Genomic DNA, 17,237 nt, shown 5'->3' on the forward strand with positions numbered 1-17,237 from the left:
CAGGTTGAGGTGCTACAACGAATGCACACAGTCACGAATGCCATGCAACTTTGCGGCACTGTTCGAGCCAGGGTGTCGCCACGGGAGGTCTTATGGATGTCATCAGCAATTCCGCAGCCCGCTATGTCCGTTTGCGTGAAGAGGAAATGTCCCTGGACGAGTACCTCACCCTTTGCCAGAAAGATCCTATGGCTTATGCCAGCGCAGCGCAGCGCATGCTCGCCATCATTGGCGAGCCGGAGATGGTCGATACGCGCAATGATCCTGTCCTGTCGAGGCTGTTTGCCAACAAGGTCATCCGCCGCTACCCCGCGTTTTCCGAGTTCTATGGCATGGAAGATGCCATCGAGCAGGTGGTGAGCTTTTTCCGCCATGCGGCGCAGGGGCTGGAAGAGCGCAAGCAGATTCTCTACTTGCTCGGCCCTGTGGGCGGCGGCAAGTCCTCGATTGCCGAGCGTCTCAAATACCTGATGCAGAAAGCGCCGTTCTACGCCCTCAAGGGCTCGCCCGTGAACGAGTCGCCACTGGGCCTGTTTGATCCGGTCGAGGACGGACCGATTCTGGAGGAGGAGTTCGGCATCCCGCGCCGCAGCCTGCAGCATGTGCTCTCGCCCTGGGCCGTGAAACGGCTGGAAGAGTTTGGCGGGGACATTCGCCAGTTCCGCGTTGTCAAGCGCTACCCGAGCATCCTCAAGCAGATCGGCATTGCCAAGACAGAGCCGGGCGATGAGAACAACCAGGATATCTCCAGCCTGGTGGGCAAGGTCGACATTCGCAAGCTGGAGAATTTCTCGCAAGACGACACGGATGCGTACAGCTATTCGGGCGGTCTGTGCCTGGCCAACCAGGGGTTGCTGGAGTTTGTCGAAATGTTCAAGGCGCCCATCAAGGTACTGCACCCTTTGCTGACTGCGACACAGGAAGCCAATTACAAGGGCACGGAAGGCTTTGGCGCCATACCGTTTGATGGCGTGGTGCTGGCGCACAGCAACGAGAGCGAGTGGAAGGCCTTCCGCAACAACAAGAACAACGAGGCGTTTCTGGACCGCATTTACATCGTTAAAGTGCCGTACTGCCTGCGTGTGAGCGAGGAAGTCAGGATCTATGAAAAACTGATTCGCGAGTCATCGTTGGCCAACGCTATCTGCGCGCCTGGCACGCTCAAGATGATGGCGCAGTTTTCGGTGCTAACGCGCCTGAAGGAGCCCGAGAACTCCAGCCTTTTCAGCAAGATGCAGGTCTATGACGGTGAAAGCCTCAAGGACACCGATCCACGCGCCAAGAGCTATCAGGAGTACCGTGACTATGCGGGTGTGGATGAAGGCATGGAGGGAATATCGACCCGCTTTGCCTTCAAGATTCTGGCCAAGGTCTTCAACTACGACAGCACCGAAGTGGCGGCCAACCCTGTGCATCTGATGTATGTGCTGGAGCGGCAGATAGAGCGCGAGCAGTTCCCGGCCGAGATGGAGACCAAGTACATCGGCTTCATCAAGGAGTACCTGTCGCAGCGCTATGCGGAGTTCATCGGCAAGGAAATCCAGACGGCCTATCTGGAGAGCTATAGCGAATATGGGCAGAACATCTTTGACCGCTATGTGACCTATGCCGACTACTGGATTCAGGACAGCGAGTACCGCGACACGGATACCGGAGAAGTGTTTGATCGCAGTGCGCTGAATGCCGAACTGGAGAAAGTGGAAAAGCCCGCAGGCATTGCCAACCCCAAGGATTTTCGCAACGAGATTGTCAACTTCGTGCTGCGCGCACGGGCCAACAACCAGGGCAAGAATCCGAGCTGGACCAGCTATGAAAAGCTGCGCGCGGTGATCGAGAAGAAGATGTTCTCCAACACCGAGGAGCTGCTGCCGGTCATCAGCTTCAATGCCAAGGCCAGCGCCGAGGATGCACGCAAGCACCAGGACTTTGTCACGCGCATGGAAGCCAAGGGCTATACATCCAAGCAGGTGCGTCTGCTGTGCGAGTGGTACTTGCGTGTACGCAAGAGCAGCTGAGGCTATGACGAGCGGATGGGGCACCGCGTGCTCCATTCGTGTGATGGTTGAGACAGCCCCTGGAGATGGGAGCACAGATGGCACTGCATATCATCGATCGCAGGCTTGCAGGCAAGAATAAATCCGTGGGCAATCGCGAGCGCTTCGTTCGGCGCTTCAAGCAGCAGATCACGGAGGCAGTACGCCGCGCCGTATCCAGCCGCGACATTCGCCATATCGAGCAAGGCGAAAGCATCACCATTCCGAAAAAGGATATTCAGGAGCCTGTCTTCAGGCATGGTCAGGGCGGAATTCGGGACATGGTGCTGCCTGGCAACCGAGAGCATGTTCGCGGGGACCGCATTGCGCGTCCATCGGGCGGTGCTGGTGGCGGTGGTTCACAGGCCAGCGACAGCGGAGAGGGCCAGGATGACTTCACCTTCACGCTCACCAAAGAAGAGTTCATGGATCTCTTTTTTGAGGATCTGGCTTTGCCAAGGCTGCTGCGCAACCACCTTGGCAACACCCTGCAGTACAAGACGCGGCGTGCTGGCTACAGCCATGACGGCACACCCAGCAATCTGGCTCTGGTACGAACCATGCGGGGAGCGCTTGGCAGGCGCATTGCACTGACCAAAGCGCCACATCGCGAAATCAAGGCGCTTGAAGAGGAGTTGCAGGATTTGCTGGAGCAAGACGACGGCACCAGCGAAATGGCTGCTCAATTGCAGCAGCGTCTTGAAGCTTTGCGTGAACGCGTGGGTCGTGTGCCGTTTCTGGAGCAGCTGGACTTGCGCTTTCGCAATCGCACCAAGGTACCAGTACCCAACAGCCAGGCCGTCATGTTCTGTGTCATGGATGTCTCTGGCTCCATGGACCAGGAGCGCAAAGAGCTGGCCAAGCGCTTTTTCATCCTGCTGTATCTGTTTCTGACGCGGCATTACGACAAGATCGAAATTGTGTTTATCCGCCATCACACTCAGGCCGCCGAGGTCAGCGAGGATGAGTTCTTTCATTCCACGGAAAGCGGAGGGACCGTGGTCAGCAGTGCGCTGGTGCTGCTGGAGCAGGTCATTCGCGCACGCTATCCAGTCAATGACTGGAATATCTATGTGGCACAGGCCAGTGATGGCGACAACTTCAGCGATGACGGTGGCAAGTGCCACAGCCTGCTGGCCGAAAAGATACTGCCACTGGTGCGTTACTACGCTTATTTGCAGGTGGTGCTGGAAGAGCAAAGCCTGTGGGAGGAGTACAGCAGGCTGCAGGCCGCGCATTCGCACTTCGCCATGCGCAAGGTGTCTCAGGCCAGTGAAATTTACCCGGTGTTTCGTGATCTCTTCAAGAAAGACGGGGTGACGATATGAACCTCAACCACTATCCCGCGCTGGACTTGAGTGAAAGCCGCAAGCCGTGGTCGCATCCGGCTGCTGCGGAACGTCCACGCGATGTGCCGCAAACACCTTTGCAGGCAGGCGAGAGGCCGGCCAACCCGTTGCCCGCGCCCAGCGACTGGACCTTCGAGCTAATCGAGCAATACCACGCAGCCATCGCTGCCACGGCCGAGCGCTTTGGACTAGACACCTATCCCAATCAGCTCGAAATCATCACCGCCGAGCAGATGATGGATGCCTATTCGAGCGTAGGCATGCCCGTCAACTATCGGCACTGGAGCTATGGCAAGGAGTTTCTGGCGACGGAGCGTCGCTACCGTCGTGGCCATATGGGGCTGGCCTATGAAATCGTCATCAACGCCAACCCCTGCATCAGCTATCTGATGGAGGAAAACAGCACGGCCATGCAGGCCTTGGTGATTGCCCATGCAGCCTATGGGCACAACAGCTTCTTCAAGAACAACTATCTGTTTCGCATGTGGTCTGATGCGGGAAGCATCATCGACTACCTCGTCTATGCACGTGACTATGTGGCCCAGTGCGAGGAGCGTTATGGGATGGATGCGGTGGAGCAGTTGTTGGATTCCTGCCATGCGCTGTCGAACTTCGGTGTGGATCGCTATTGCCGTCCCTCGAACAAGAGCCTGGCCAGAGAGCGGGCCGAGCGCGAAGAGCGAGAGGCCTATGTACAGCAGCAGGTGAACGTGCTGTGGCGGACCCTGCCGGTGCGCAAGGACAAGGACGCGGCTGCGCAAAATCACGATCGTTTTCCGAAAGAGCCAGAAGAGAACGTTCTGTACTTCATCGAAAAGAATGCTCCCTTGCTCGAGCCCTGGCAGCGCGAAATTGTGCGCATCGTGCGCAAGATAGCTCAGTACTTTTATCCGCAGCGGCAGACACAGGTGATGAATGAGGGCTGGGCCACCTTCTGGCACTACACCTTGCTCAACACCATGTATGACGAGGGCTGGCTCACGGATGGAGTGATGATGGAGTGGCTTTCATCGCATACCAATGTGATCTATCAGCCGCCAGCCGGTCATCGTGCTTTCAGCGGCATCAATCCTTATGCGCTGGGCTTTGCCATGTACAAGGACATACGGCGTATTTGTGAAGAGCCTACCAAAGAGGACAGGCGCTGGTTCCCGGATCTGGCAGGCACCCCCTGGCTGCCCGCTTTGCACCATGCAATGCGCAATTTCAAAGACGAGAGCTTTGTAGGCCAGTATCTGAGCCCGCATCTGATGCGGGAGATGCGCTTGTTTGCGTTGCACGATGATCCCGATGAGCGAGAGGTTATTGTCAGTGCCATTCATGACGAGGATGGCTATCGCACGCTGCGTCAGCTGCTGTCCCAGCAATACGATCTGGGTACGCGTGAGCCCAATATTCAGGTCTGGAATGTGAACCTGCGCGGAGACCGCAGCCTGACCTTGCGTCATACCCAGTATCAGGGCAGGCCTTTGGCCGACGATGCTCAGGAGGTGCTCAAGCATGTGGCCCGCCTGTGGGGCTTTGGCGTGCAGCTGGAAAGTGTCAACGGCGATGGGGAGACCGCAGTATTGCTGCATTCTGTGCCTGCACCCGCGAGCTGAGAGTTTGGGTAAAAATAGCTTCCAGTGCTTATCTATAAAGCGCTGACAGCTATCAAAAATGAAAAAGCGCTGCAGTTGCAGCGCTTTTTCATGGGGGCCTGTAATCAAGCCAGGTGCGCGTCAATCAGAACGCAGGAACCACAGCACCTTTGTACTTTTCCTGGATGAACTTTTTGGAGTCTGCGGAGTGCAGAGCGCTCATCAGCTTGGCAATGTCGGCACCATTGGCGCGGTCCTTGCGGGCAGCCACGATGTTGGTGTATGGGGAGTCAGCACCCTCGATGAACAGCGCATCCTTGGTGGGGTTGAGCTTGGCTTCGATGGCGTAGTTGGTGTTGATCAGGGCAATATCCACATCAGCCAGGGCACGGGGCAGCAGAGGGGCTTCCAACTCCTTGAACTTGAGCTTCTTGGAATTCTTGACAATGTCCAGAGCCGTGGGCGTCAGGCTCTTGGGGTCCTTGAGTTCGATCAGACCATGCTTGGCCAGCAAAATCAGCGCACGACCACCGTTGGAAGGGTCATTGGGAATGGCAACGGTCGCGCCAGTTTTCAGATCCTTGATGTTCTTGATCTTGCTGGAGTAGGCACCAAAGGGCTCCACATGCACCTTGCCGTTGGGCACGACCACCAGAGAGGTTTTGCGATCCTTGTTGTAGCTGTCCAGATAAGGTTGGTGCTGGAAGAAGTTGGCGTCCAGCTGCTTGTCTTCAACAGCGGCATTGGGTTGCACATAGTCGCTGAATTCCTTGATCTCCAGATCAATGCCTTGGGCCTTCAGAGCGGGCTTGATGTGGTTGAGGATCTCGGCATGAGGCACGGCAGTGGCGCCCACCTTGAGGACTTCGGCATTGGCCGCGAGGGCCAGAGTGGCAATAGCGATCGCAGAAAGAGCTTTCTTCAACATCGGTTCTGACTTTCTTCAGCAAGTTGCAATAAATACCCGGGCCTTGTCTGGACCACAGTGAACTAAGGTGCATAGTCTAGTGCTGCCGATCAAAGCGTGCAGGACATTTTTCTTATTTGGTTATAAGAGCGTCTTTTTTTATTCAAGAAATTGGTTTCATGAATCCCCAAATGCTTGAGCGCCTGGTGCGTGTGTCCATGCCTTATGGCAAATACAAGGGCCGACTGATTGCTGATTTGCCTGGAAACTATCTCAACTGGTTTGCGCGAGAGGGATTTCCCAAAGGGGAAATTGGCCAGCTGCTGGCGCTGATGCAGGAGCTGGATCACAACGGGCTGAGCGGATTGCTTGAGCCATTGCGCAAGGTAGCCGGGCTGCCTCCCCGTGCTCAGGAGTGACCAGCGTCAATCAATAAAAAGGGCCGCAGCAGCGGCCCTTTTTGCATCTGCGCGGTGCCGATTACTTGGCAGCAGCGCGTGCGGCCTCGGCCTTGGCCTTGGCTTCATCCAGCTTCTTTTGCAGCTCAGCGGCTTCGGCTTCTGCCTTGCGGGCTTCTTCTTCCTTGGCTTTTTGGGCTTCGGCTTCCTTGTCGCCACCCATGGCACCAGCAATGGCGTTGCCAGCCATGGTGCCGGCCACGGCGCCGACGGCGGCACCAGCCATAGTACCCATCATGCCGGAGCCGCGAGCGGCGGGCGCTGCTGCGGCAGCAGGGGCCGCTGCAGGAGCGGTGGCGGCAGGTGTCGCGGCGGGAGCTGCGGCCTTGGGAGCAGCAGCTGCAGGAGCCACAGGTGCGGGCTTGGCTGGAGCCTTGCTGCCAATGCTGGCAGGACGAACAGACTTGCTGGAGCCCATGCGCTTGGCCTGAGCCAGCGAGGGCACGGTCAGCGATGCGATGGCGATAGCGATCACGGAGGCGGCAGCACGGTAAGAAGTCTTCACAGGTGTTTTTCCAATCTTGGTTGTCATAGTGCGGCTGTTCTCAAAAACAGAAAAGCGCGCCGGCATGCCGTAAGAGACAAAGCTCATTGGGCCTGCTTGCTATGGTATTTAGAGTTAATGGGGGAGATTTCAAGAGGCCGAGCTGAAACTGTCCGTAAAAAGACAGTGGCTGACTCCTGGCAGCTGCTTATGTTGTGATGAATATGGCGCTGCATTGCCATTGTAGGAATGCCGGGCGGTCATAAAAGTTCCAGAGCGCTTGTTCTGAAAGAATTTTCATAAAAAAGCCCCGCAGCACTTGAAGTGCTTGCGGGGTCTGCTATGAAATCAGATGACTAGCTGCTTATGCCTTGGGATGCTTGCGGACCCAGGCCAGGAAGCTGGACATGTACTTGTTCAGGAAGTCATGGCTACCAGCCCCGATATTGCCTTGGGCATCAATCAGGTCGTCATTCCAGCGCACGAAGCCCTCGGGTTGCTGCATGGTCGGCATGTCCAGAAAGACAAAAACGTTGCGCAGATGCTGCTGAGCCATGGATGTGGCTGGGCCACCGGGTGATGTGCCAATGACGGCGGCAGGGATGCCATTCCAAGCCGCTTGACCATAGGGGCGGCTCAGGCCGTCGAGCGCGTTTTTCAGCGGCGCGGGAATGGAACGGTTGTGCTCCGGTGTCACGAAGAGTAGGCCATCGCAGTTGCGCACCTGGGCTTTGAGGTCTTCAAAGGGCTTGAATTCGGGCGTTCCATCAAAGTCGCGGTTGTACAGTGGCAGGCGGCCAATCTCGATAAAGCTCACATCGGCCTGATCCTGGATTAGCTTGGCCAGACCTTCGCCGAGCTTGCGGTTGATGGATTGCTTGCTGTTGCTGCCAACGACCACGCCGATTTTCAGTTTGCTCATATCAGACCTTTCAGTACGGGAGGAAAGAGTGCCACTCTACCGGAAGGGTGGGGTGGCTGTGAGTCAGAGAGCGCCCCAGACTGCTGCTGTAAAAAAGGCTGCGGGCTGTGATGCCCTGCAGCCTGGTGTGTTCAGGAGTCCGGTTTACTGCAGAACTTCCAGCAGGCGATCCAGACCACCTTCATTGATGGAGACCTTGGCTTCGTTGCGTACGCGGGGCTTGGCGTGATACGCCACGGACAGGCCAGCGGCTTGCATCATGGGAATGTCATTGCTGCCATCGCCGACGGCAATGCATTGCTTGGCATCAATGCCCAGCAAAGACGCAACTTCCAGCAGCGTGCGGCGTTTTTCGGCGCCATCGCAGATATCGCCCCAGGCTTGCTCGACCAAGCCGCCGGTCAAGACACCGTTCTGGATCTCCAGCACATTGGCACGTACGAAGTCGATGTTGAGCAGGCCGCGCACATGCTCGGCAAAGTAGGTAAAGCCGCCGGAGACCAGAAGCACCTTGAGGCCTGCAGCTTTGGCAGACTTGACCAGGGTTTCGGCACCGGGGGAGAGCTTGAGGCGCTCCTGCAGGACACGAGCCATGTCGGCTTCGGTCACACCGACCAGTTTGCCCACACGCTGGCGCAAGCTGTCCTTGAAGTCGGTGATCTCGCCGCGCATGGTGGCTTCGGTGATGGCAGCGACCTCGGCCTTCTTGCCCGTAGCATCCGCAATCTCGTCGATGCACTCAATGGTGATCAGCGTCGAGTCCATATCGAAGGCAATAAGCTTGTAGTCGGCCAGCTTCTGCGGGGCAGTGATGTTTTGAATGGCGAGGCCGGGGGCGAATTCGATAGCAGACATGGGCGCAAAAAAAGCAAGTGGTTGCAAACTGGCTTAGGTGCAGCAAGGGCAGCCTAGGTCGATGGCAATTATCGGTGGTTTAGCCTGTTGCAATGCGTAGTCGCATGAGTGGCAGAGCGCGTTGTGTGTTTTGCTGAGTTGCAGTGATCGCGGGCAGGTCTTCAGTGCTTGCCATACAGGTACAGATCATCTGACCAGGTGGCCAGCCATTGCGGCCGGTAGGCCACAAATATGGCGCACACCATGCCGGTGACCACTGCATCTCCCCAGGCCATCAACCAGCGGGCAATAGTGGACAGGTCTTCATGGACACCCGGCAGCTCATGCCCCAGTAATGCGGATAGCAGGCCCGCCACAAACAGACTCAGCAAGGCCCCCACAAAGCCTCGGCCAAAGATATAGACGAACACGCGGGTGCCGAGCCATCGTCGCAGCAAGGCGCTCCACAGCATGGTCAAGGTGGCGGGCACAATGCCATGCCACACTGTCAGGCGCAGAGCCTCTTGCGTGCCCAGACTAGGGGAGAGTAGCCAGGCAGTGGCCCCCACGGCGCAGAGCACAGGAATTGCCAGCGGCCAGCCCAGACACATCAGCACCAGACAAGCGCCCGACCACTGCAGTTGCAGCGGCATTTGCTGCAATGTGGGCAAGGCCCAAAGCCAGGGCAATATGACCAGGGTTGCAAACAGTGGCGACCAAAGCGCAGAGCTGTCGCCATGCTTTTGTGTCAGAAGGGCTTTACGGTTCCGCAGAAAAATCCAGGGTCGCAGAGCTAGGGCAATCGTTAGAGCGAGAAAGAGAAGGACAACATCCAGCATGCCGCAATTGTGCGGCAGCGGTGGCTTGTTGGTGGCCCTGCCTTGTCAGGCCGCGACCGCTTCTGCCTTGAGCGGCTGGCCCAGGCTGCGCAGCACATCGCGCACCATCTGGGCACGGTCCTTGGGGTTCTCCAGCTCTTTTTCGATGCGCAGCTTCTCGTTGCCCGCCAGCTTGATGTGCTTGTTCTTCTGGATCAGGTGAATGATGTTCATCGGGTCGATCGGTGGCTGGGGCTTGAAGGTGATGTTGATCACGCCGGGCGCGGCATCGACCTTCACAACGCCATAGGGCTGGCTCAGCACGCGCAGGCGGTGCACGTCGATCAGGGTCTGGGCTTGGGGCGGCAGCTTGCCAAAGCGGTCCACGATTTCCTCGAGCAGGGTATCGATCTGATCGGCCGTCTTTGCCGTGGCCAGCTTCTTGTAGAACGACAGGCGCAGATGCACATCACCGCAGTAGTCGTTGGGCAGCAGGGCGGGGGCGTGCAGATTGATATCGGTGGAGGCCGAAAGCGGCGAGAGCAGATCGGGTTCCTTGCCGGCCTTGAGGCTGCGCACGGCTTCGGACAGCATCTCGTTGTAGAGCTGAAAGCCCACTTCCATCATGTTGCCGCTCTGGTTTTCGCCAAGCACCTCGCCCGCGCCACGAATTTCCAGGTCATGCATGGCCAGATAAAAGCCGGAGCCCAGCTCTTCCATTTGCTGAATGGCTTCAAGGCGCTGTTGGGCCTGCTTGGTCAGGCTGTCCAGATCGGGCACCATCAGATAGGCATAGGCCTGATGGTGGCTACGGCCTACGCGGCCGCGCAGCTGGTGCAGCTGGGCCAAGCCAAATTTGTCAGCGCGGCTGATCAGAATGGTGTTGGCCGATGGCACGTCGATACCGGTCTCAATAATGGTCGAGCACAGCAGAATGTTGAAGCGCTGGGCCACAAAGTCGCGCATCACGCGTTCCAGTTCGCGCTCGGGCATTTGGCCGTGGGCCACGGCAATGCGCGCCTCGGGCAGGATTTCTTCCAGCTTCTGCTTGCGGTTTTCAATGGTCTCCACTTCGTTGTGTAGAAAGTAGACTTGGCCGCCGCGCTTCAATTCACGCAGCACGGCTTCGCGGATCACGCCCGTGCCCTCGTTGCGCACAAAGGTTTTAATAGCAAGACGTCGTTGTGGGGCGGTCGCTATGACCGATAAATCTCTCAAACCTTCCAGCGCCATGCCCATGGTGCGGGGAATGGGAGTGGCCGTCAGTGTCAGCACATCGACCTCGGCACGCATGGCCTTCATGGCCTCCTTGTGGCGCACGCCAAAGCGGTGCTCCTCGTCAATGATGAGCAGGCCCAGATTCTTGAACTGGGTGGATTCGGACAGCAGCTTGTGCGTGCCGACCACGATATCCACCGTACCGTCCGAGATGCCCTTGATGGCGGCGGTGATCTCCTTGCCTGAGCGGAAACGCGAGACCTCTGCCACCTTGATCGGCCATTTGGAGAAACGATCGACCAGGGTTTGGTAATGCTGCTCGGCCAGCAGCGTGGTGGGAGCCAGGAAGGCAACCTGCTTGCCGCCCATGGCCGCCACAAAGGCCGCGCGCAGCGCGACCTCGGTCTTGCCAAAGCCCACATCGCCGCAGACCAGGCGGTCCATGGGCTGTGGGCTGATCATGTCCTGCACCACGGAGTGAATGGCGGCGCGCTGGTCGGCGGTTTCTTCAAAGCCAAAGTCGGCCACAAACTGCTCGTAATCTGCCGTGGGGAAGCGGAAGGCATGGCCCTGACGCGCCGCGCGGCGCGCGTAGATGTTGAGCAGCTCGGCTGCCGAATCGCGCACCTGCTCGGCAGCCTTGCGCTTGGCTTTTTCCCATTGCGTGCCGCCCAGCTTGTGCAGCGGTGCATCGTCGGGCGAGACGCCGGTGTAGCGGCTGATCAGGTGCAACTGGCTGACGGGCACATAGAGCACGGCATCGGCCGCATATTCCAGGTGCAGAAATTCCTGCAGCGCGGGCGTGCCGTCCGGATTCTTCTGGCCCATGTCCATATTGATCAGCCCGCGATAGCGGCCTATGCCGTGGTCGGAATGAACAATGGGGTCTCCCACCTTGAGCTCGGACAGGTCCTTGATCAGCGCTTCCACATCGCTGACCTGCTCCTGGCGGCGGCGACGGCGGCCCGTGGGGCTGGTGGCGAACAGCTCGGTTTCAGTGACAAAGTCCAGGCCTTCCTCGACCCAGGCAAAGCCCGTCATCAGGCTGGAGGTGGCGATGCCGACCTTTTCCGTGGCATCGGCCTGGAACTCGGCCAGAGAATCGAACACGGGCGGATTGACGCCCGAGGCACGGAAAAAGTCCAGCAGGCTTTCACGCCTGCCATCCGATTCGGCCAGAAGCAAGGTCCGGCTTGCGCTGGCTGCTATATGTTTTTGCAGCTTGGCCAGCGGATCTTCGGCGCCACGCACCACGGACAGGTCTGCTAGCTTCTGGAAGATGGCGCTGTCGGCCACATCTTCGGTACCCGGGCGCAGGGCCAGTTGGGCATGCTCTTTAGAGCGCGTGTAGAACTGATCGGGTGTGAGAAACAGGGTCTCGGGCGGCAGGGCCGGATGGTCGGGGTCGCCTTGCACCAGGCGGTAGCGGTCCTTGGTGTCTTGCCAAAAGCGCTGGAAGGCGGGCTCCAGGTCGCCATGCAGGACCACGGTGGCGTCGTTGCCCAGATAGTCGAAAACGGTGGCGGTTTCGTCGAAGAACAGAGGCAGGTAGTACTCGATGCCGGCCGTGGCAATGCCCAGGCCCATGTCCTTGTAGATGCGGCTGCGCGTGGGGTCTCCTTCCAGCAGTTCTCGCCAGCGATGGCGGAATTTGGCACGGGCCTCCTCGTCCATGGGAAATTCGCGGCCTGGCAGCAGGCGCACCTCGGGCACGGGGTAGAGGCTGCGCTGGGTATCGGGATCAAAGGTGCGGATGGAGTCGATTTCGTCGTCAAACAGATCCACGCGGTAGGGCACGGCAGAGCCCATGGGGAAGAGGTCAATCAGGCCCCCACGCACCGCGTATTCGCCGTGGCTGACCACTTGCGAGACATGCTGATAGCCGGCCAGCGTGAGCTGGGCCTTGAGCTTGGCCTCGTCCAGCTTCTGGCCTTGCTTGAACTCAAAGGTGTAACCGGCCAGAAACGAGGGGGGTGCCAGGCGGTACAGCGCGGTGGTGGCGGGCACGATGACCACATCGGCGCCATGCTCCTTGTCGCGCTGGTTGATGCGCCACAGCGCCGCTAGGCGCTCGCTGATCAGGTCCTGATGCGGCGAGAAGCTGTCGTAGGGCAGGGTTTCCCAGTCGGGAAACAGGGCGCAGCGCAGCTCGGGCGCAAAAAAGGCCATTTCCTCAATCAGGCGGCGTGCATCCGAGGCATCGGCCGTCACGATGGCGGTAACGCGGCCGTCGCCTTTCTCGCGCTCGCCCAGTCTGGCCAGCAGCAGAGCATCGGCGCTGCCCACGGGGCGGGGCAGGTGAAAGCGTTTACCAGGAGTGAGCTTGGGCAGTTGCATGGCGGATAGAAACGGTGCGAAGCCGCCAGGGCAGGGCGCTGGCAGCATGAATAAAACAGGGACAGGTTGAATGCAGGCGAGCCGCGCCAACAGGGGCGCGGTTCACGGGCCAATCCGCGGTGAGCGGGTCGGGAGCGGCGCATTCACTCAAAATGGGGGCACCTCATGGTGATGCAAGCCGAAGGCCAGGAATGGAACGGCTTTCGGTGGAAACAGCGATTTTAAAATAGAGCGCATGACAGAACCGTTTTCCTCGCCGGAGTCCATGCCGGGACTCCAGTCAAACGCCGCTGCCGCCTCCGGTGCCGCGGTCGCTGGTGCAGATGCACCGCGCTGCTGGGTGCTGATTCCCTGTGCCGGCGTGGGCTCGCGGGCGATTGCCGCCGATGCTCCCGCGCCCGAGCTGCCCAAGCAGTATCAGAGCGTGGCGGGCCAGCCCATGGTCATGCACACCCTGGCGGCGCTGCTGGGCGTGGCGCGCGTCCACCGGACTTTGCTGGTGATCTCCGACACCGACACCTTCTGGCAGGGCAAGGACTTGCACCAGAACCTGTCCATCGCGCCTTGCGGTGGTGCCACCCGGGCCGAGACCGTGACCAACGGTTTGCAGGCCTTGCTGACAATGGGTGCCAGCGCCGAAGACTGGGTGCTGGTGCATGATGCCGCGCGCTGTCTGCTGACCCCTGCACAGGCCGATGCGCTGATCGACGCCTGCCTGCCCGATGCCGTGGGCGGCTTGCTGGCGCTGAAGCTGCCCGATACCTTGAAGCAGGCAAGCCGCGTCAGTGGCGTCGATCGCGTGCAGCAGACGGTGGATCGCAGCGACAAATGGCTGGCGCAGACGCCGCAGATGTTCCGCATCGGTGCCTTGCTGGCTGCATTGCAGGCGGCGGGCGATGCGGTGACCGACGAGGCCAGCGCCATGGAGCTGGCGGGCCATGCGCCCAGGCTGGTGCCGGGTGGGGCGCAGAACTTCAAGGTGACCTATCCCGATGACTTTGCGTTGGCCGAGGCGGTGCTGCTGCAGCGCAAAGCGCTTGAAAAGATCTGAGATACTTCGTAATTCATAGCTGCTTGCGCTTGATAGGCAAGGGCTAGACAAGGATTTGATATGAATTTTCGTATTGGTGAAGGCTGGGATGTACACGCGCTGGTGCCGGGTCGCAAGCTGATTCTGGGCGGTGTGGAAGTGCCGCACACGCTGGGGCTGCTGGGCCACTCGGATGCCGATGTGCTGTTGCATGCGATCACCGACGCGTTGTTTGGCGCGGCGGCGCTGGGCGATATCGGCCGCCATTTCTCGGACACTGACCCGCAGTTCAAGGGCGCGGACTCCGCCGTGCTGCTGGCCGAGGCCGCGCGCCGCGTGCGCGCCAAGGGCTTGGAGATCGGCAATATCGACAGCACCATCGTGGCGCAGGCGCCCAAACTGGCGCCCCATATCGAGAAAATGCGCGAGCGCATTGCCGCCGTGCTGGCGCTGGATGTGGAGCAGGTCAACGTCAAGGCCAAGACGGCTGAGAAGATGGGGCCGGTTGGTCAGCAGCAGGCCATGGAGGCCAGAGCAGTGGCCTTGCTCTACAAGGCCTGAGATAGCGTCGCCAACCTGGGAAAGAGGCTGCTGCGACAAAAAGAAAAGGGGCCTTGATGGCCCCTTTTTTCAATATGCGTCATGGCTGTGGCGCATGACATGACGTAGCTTTTGCGCTCAATCTTCGCCAGCTTCTTCCTCTTTTTTGTCGCGTGGCAAATTGCGCTTGACTTGAGGGCGCTGCAGTCGCTGCTCCGGGGCGGCGCTGGGGGTGACGCCCATGGCGCGCTGTAGTTGCAGATGGGCGACCAGGCCGCCGGTGGAGGAGTTGGTCAGAGCGAACATGCCTCCCATGCGCTGCACCGTCTTGTCCACAATCGATAAGCCAAGGCCCGCGCCAGCGGCGGCGGTGCGGGCGGTGTCGCCGCGAAAGAAAGGCTGAATCAGGCTGGCCAGATGCTCGGGGGGAACGCCGGCACCGTGGTCACGAATGCGGATGACCACCCACTTCTCGCTTTCCTTGGCAATGACATCGACTTGCGTGGTGTCGGTCGATGGCGTCTTGCCATAGCGTCGGGCATTTTCAAAGAGGTTCGATATCACACGCGCCAGCTCCACCTCGTCGGCCATGACGTATAGGTCTTCGGGCACATTCATGCTGATCTGCAGCTCGCGGTGGTCTTGCACGGCATAGACGCAGGAGGCAATCACGGCATGCAGGTCCACAGGGCTGAGCATGACGCGATGATCGGGGCGGGCGTAGTCGAGGAATTTGTCGATGGTGGCGTCCAGCTGCACGATGTCGGCCACCATGTGCTCGCGTGCCACGTCGTCATAGACGCTCATCTCCGTCTCCAGCCGCAGTCGGGCCAAGGGCGTGCGCAGGTCGTGCGAGATACCGGCCAGCATCACGGCGCGGTCCTGCTCGAGCTTGGCCAGCTTTTGCGCCATGCGGTTGAAGCCGATATTGACCTCGCGGATCTCGCTGGTCACGGCTTCTTCGTCGAGCTGGCTGGCGTCAAAGTCACCTTCGCGCACGCGATTGGCCGCATAGGACAGTTGTTTGAGCGGCCGGTTGATCAGTCTTGCTATGGCTGCAGCTCCCACCAGCGACAGCAGGGCCGCTGTAATCAGCCAGATCAGCCAGGTCTGCCCGCTGGCTGGGGTGAAGCGGGACTTGTCCATCAGCATCCAGTTGCGGTCCCCGTTGATGGTGAAGCCTACCCACAGGCCCGGATCGCCATTGACGCTGCGCGCCACCACGGTGCCGTAGCCTAGGCGGCGGGTCAGCTCTTCGGTGAGCTTTTGGCCCAGGGCATTTTGCTCCAGCAGTTCAAAGGAATCGCCTGGCTCACGGGGCAGAATGCGCACGCCTTCCTGGTCGGCCATGGTCTTGATCAGGGAGACACGGTTGATGGCGTCCGAGTGCTCCAGTGCTGCACGGCTGAGATTAACCAGGGAGGCGACCTGCTTGGCCGTCTGTAGCGCTCTAGGCTCGAAATCCAGAGACCTGAGGGTTTGCAGCCAAGCCAGAATGCTGCCGACCAGTAGTAAGGCCAGCAGACAAAAGGTTCGCCAGAACAGGTTCAGGCCGACGGGAGATCGCGCCGTGCTACGCCGCTCGTACTCCAGAGGTACGGGGCTGGTCGCATCGGAGGGCGATGGGTTAAAAGCGCTCATGAGCAGCAATAGAGAAAAAACTAAACCCAAGCCTACGCCGAATATGAGCGCAATGGGTTACGGGTTGTCCAAAAGTGCATGCGTCGCTGCAGGCATTGAAACGCAGCAAGCCGCACAAAGGGCGGCTTGTCATGGTGCTGGATGAGGATCAATTCATACCATCTGGAACAAAGACATAGCCCACGCCCCAGACAGTTTGTATATAGCGCGGCGCGGCAGCGTCCTCTTCGATCAGCTTGCGCAGGCGGGAGACCTGCACGTCCAGGCTGCGGTCAAAGGGCTCGAACTCGCGGCCACGTGCCAGCAGGGCCAGCTTTTCGCGCGACAGTGGCTGGCGGGGATGGCGCACCAAGGCTTTGAGCATGGCGAATTCGCCGGTGGTCAGTGGCAGCTCTTCGCCATTCTTTTGCAGCACACGCGTGCCCAGATCGAAGGTGAAGGGGCCGAAGGTGACCACTTCGTTGTCGCCGGAAGGAGCGCCGGGGGCCTCCTGAGGAGGGCGGCGGCGCAGTACGGCGTGAATGCGGGCCAGCAGCTCGCGGGGGTTGAAGGGCTTGCCCAGATAGTCGTCGGCGCCCACTTCCAGGCCCACAATGCGGTCCACATCCTCGCCCTTGGCAGTCAGCATGATGATGGGGGTGCGGTCGTTGGCCGAGCGCAGACGGCGGCAAATCGACAGACCGTCTTCGCCGGGCATCATCAGGTCGAGCACGATGAGGTCTACCGTTTCGCGCAGCAGAATGCGGTTCAGCGCCTTGCCGTCTTCGGCAATCATGATCTCGAAGCCTTCTTGCGTCAGATAGCGGCGCAGCAGGTCGCGGATGCGGGCATCGTCATCCACAACGAGGATCTTGTCAGTGCGGTTGTTGGTCGTTGCCATGATCGTCCTTGTCGATTTATTTGTAACAGGGCTATTGTTGTCGTTGCCAAAAAAAAATCCAGTGAAATTTGCTGATATTTTGCCGCTTGTTACGAATGTTGCCTTTGCTGGCGGGACGATAAATGTTTCTTTGAAAGTTTTTAACCGTTAAATTGGCTATTTGTTGCTAGCATTGTTCTGTTTTTGTTGTGAGTAATTGATGTGTG

At 59.2% G+C, this 17,237-nt stretch carries 14 protein-coding genes; 6 read left to right on the top strand and 8 right to left on the bottom strand.

The genetic code is table 11. From position 1 onward, the window contains the following. Positions 1-92: 92 nt before the first annotated feature. From AC2I9W_RS00785 to AC2I9W_RS00795, 3 genes are all read left to right on the top strand, one after another. Positions 93-2,015 carry a PrkA family serine protein kinase gene (locus AC2I9W_RS00785; RefSeq protein ID WP_486408187.1) on the top strand — a complete coding sequence of 641 codons (1,923 nt, stop codon included), beginning with the start codon at positions 93-95 and terminating at the stop codon, positions 2,013-2,015. 77 nt (positions 2,016-2,092) lie between these two features. Then, positions 2,093-3,361: a YeaH/YhbH family protein gene (locus AC2I9W_RS00790; RefSeq protein ID WP_486408188.1), complete on the top strand. Its 1,269-nt coding sequence runs from the start codon at positions 2,093-2,095 to the stop codon at positions 3,359-3,361. Continuing rightward, on the top strand, positions 3,358-4,983 hold the full coding sequence (locus AC2I9W_RS00795; RefSeq protein WP_486408189.1) for a SpoVR family protein: 1,626 nt from the start codon (positions 3,358-3,360) through the stop codon (positions 4,981-4,983). The genes AC2I9W_RS00790 and AC2I9W_RS00795 overlap by 4 nt, the downstream gene beginning before the upstream one ends. A 124-nt stretch (positions 4,984-5,107) precedes the next feature. Here the strand turns inward: AC2I9W_RS00795 and AC2I9W_RS00800 are convergent, their stop codons facing one another. Beyond that, a complete protein-coding gene (locus AC2I9W_RS00800) occupies positions 5,108-5,890 on the bottom strand; it encodes a MetQ/NlpA family ABC transporter substrate-binding protein (RefSeq protein ID WP_486408190.1) in 783 nt (260 codons plus the stop codon). A 158-nt stretch (positions 5,891-6,048) separates the two neighbouring features. Here AC2I9W_RS00800 and AC2I9W_RS00805 point away from each other — a divergent pair, with 158 nt between their 5' ends. Next, positions 6,049-6,288 (top strand): DUF3820 family protein, encoded by a 240-nt coding sequence (locus AC2I9W_RS00805; RefSeq protein ID WP_486408191.1) that lies wholly within the window; start codon positions 6,049-6,051, stop codon positions 6,286-6,288. Between the two features lie 61 nt (positions 6,289-6,349). On the opposite strand, the gene AC2I9W_RS00810 is transcribed toward AC2I9W_RS00805, so the two are convergent. The 5 genes from AC2I9W_RS00810 to mfd form a co-directional block, all read right to left on the bottom strand. After that, positions 6,350-6,859: an ABC transporter substrate-binding protein gene (locus AC2I9W_RS00810; RefSeq protein ID WP_486408192.1), complete on the bottom strand. Its 510-nt coding sequence runs from the start codon at positions 6,857-6,859 to the stop codon at positions 6,350-6,352. A gap of 316 nt (positions 6,860-7,175) precedes the next feature. After that, on the bottom strand, positions 7,176-7,733 hold the full coding sequence (locus AC2I9W_RS00815) for an NADPH-dependent FMN reductase (RefSeq protein ID WP_486408193.1): 558 nt from the start codon (positions 7,731-7,733) through the stop codon (positions 7,176-7,178). Positions 7,734-7,877: 144 nt separating this feature from the next. Continuing rightward, a complete protein-coding gene (gene serB, locus AC2I9W_RS00820) occupies positions 7,878-8,588 on the bottom strand; it encodes a phosphoserine phosphatase SerB (RefSeq protein WP_486408194.1) in 711 nt (236 codons plus the stop codon). Between the two features lie 161 nt (positions 8,589-8,749). Next, on the bottom strand, positions 8,750-9,406 hold the full coding sequence (locus AC2I9W_RS00825; RefSeq protein WP_486408195.1) for a hypothetical protein: 657 nt from the start codon (positions 9,404-9,406) through the stop codon (positions 8,750-8,752). Positions 9,407-9,451: 45 nt separating this feature from the next. Next, on the bottom strand, positions 9,452-12,940 hold the full coding sequence (gene mfd, locus AC2I9W_RS00830; protein WP_486408196.1) for a transcription-repair coupling factor: 3,489 nt from the start codon (positions 12,938-12,940) through the stop codon (positions 9,452-9,454). Between the two features lie 265 nt (positions 12,941-13,205). Here mfd and ispD point away from each other — a divergent pair, with 265 nt between their 5' ends. After that, positions 13,206-13,991: a 2-C-methyl-D-erythritol 4-phosphate cytidylyltransferase gene (gene ispD, locus AC2I9W_RS00835; protein ID WP_486408686.1), complete on the top strand. Its 786-nt coding sequence runs from the start codon at positions 13,206-13,208 to the stop codon at positions 13,989-13,991. 60 nt (positions 13,992-14,051) lie between these two features. Then, positions 14,052-14,531 (top strand): 2-C-methyl-D-erythritol 2,4-cyclodiphosphate synthase, encoded by a 480-nt coding sequence (gene ispF, locus AC2I9W_RS00840; RefSeq protein WP_486408197.1) that lies wholly within the window; start codon positions 14,052-14,054, stop codon positions 14,529-14,531. A gap of 117 nt (positions 14,532-14,648) precedes the next feature. On the opposite strand, the gene AC2I9W_RS00845 is transcribed toward ispF, so the two are convergent. Both AC2I9W_RS00845 and ompR read right to left on the bottom strand, forming a co-directional pair. Beyond that, positions 14,649-16,151, bottom strand: coding sequence for a sensor histidine kinase (locus tag AC2I9W_RS00845; protein ID WP_486408198.1), 1,503 nt, complete (start codon positions 16,149-16,151; stop codon positions 14,649-14,651). A gap of 148 nt (positions 16,152-16,299) precedes the next feature. Further along, positions 16,300-17,031 (bottom strand): osmolarity response regulator transcription factor OmpR, encoded by a 732-nt coding sequence (ompR, locus tag AC2I9W_RS00850; protein ID WP_003055820.1) that lies wholly within the window; start codon positions 17,029-17,031, stop codon positions 16,300-16,302. Positions 17,032-17,237: the final 206 nt, after the last annotated feature.

Source organism: Comamonas sp. FUJ_7 (assembly GCF_057369555.1).

Coding starts and splice junctions, on each gene's coding strand:
- AC2I9W_RS00785 (WP_486408187.1), top strand. CDS start 93: ATGGATGTCATCAGCAATTCCGCAGCCCGCTATGTCCGTTTGCGTGAA.
- ispF (WP_486408197.1), top strand. CDS start 14,052: ATGAATTTTCGTATTGGTGAAGGCTGGGATGTACACGCGCTGGTGCCG.
- AC2I9W_RS00800 (WP_486408190.1), bottom strand. CDS start 5,890: ATGTTGAAGAAAGCTCTTTCTGCGATCGCTATTGCCACTCTGGCCCTC.
- ompR (WP_003055820.1), bottom strand. CDS start 17,031: ATGGCAACGACCAACAACCGCACTGACAAGATCCTCGTTGTGGATGAC.
- mfd (WP_486408196.1), bottom strand. CDS start 12,940: ATGCAACTGCCCAAGCTCACTCCTGGTAAACGCTTTCACCTGCCCCGC.
- AC2I9W_RS00845 (WP_486408198.1), bottom strand. CDS start 16,151: ATGAGCGCTTTTAACCCATCGCCCTCCGATGCGACCAGCCCCGTACCT.
- AC2I9W_RS00815 (WP_486408193.1), bottom strand. CDS start 7,733: ATGAGCAAACTGAAAATCGGCGTGGTCGTTGGCAGCAACAGCAAGCAA.
- serB (WP_486408194.1), bottom strand. CDS start 8,588: ATGTCTGCTATCGAATTCGCCCCCGGCCTCGCCATTCAAAACATCACT.
- AC2I9W_RS00825 (WP_486408195.1), bottom strand. CDS start 9,406: ATGCTGGATGTTGTCCTTCTCTTTCTCGCTCTAACGATTGCCCTAGCT.
- AC2I9W_RS00790 (WP_486408188.1), top strand. CDS start 2,093: ATGGCACTGCATATCATCGATCGCAGGCTTGCAGGCAAGAATAAATCC.
- ispD (WP_486408686.1), top strand. CDS start 13,206: ATGCCGGGACTCCAGTCAAACGCCGCTGCCGCCTCCGGTGCCGCGGTC.
- AC2I9W_RS00805 (WP_486408191.1), top strand. CDS start 6,049: ATGAATCCCCAAATGCTTGAGCGCCTGGTGCGTGTGTCCATGCCTTAT.
- AC2I9W_RS00795 (WP_486408189.1), top strand. CDS start 3,358: ATGAACCTCAACCACTATCCCGCGCTGGACTTGAGTGAAAGCCGCAAG.
- AC2I9W_RS00810 (WP_486408192.1), bottom strand. CDS start 6,859: ATGACAACCAAGATTGGAAAAACACCTGTGAAGACTTCTTACCGTGCT.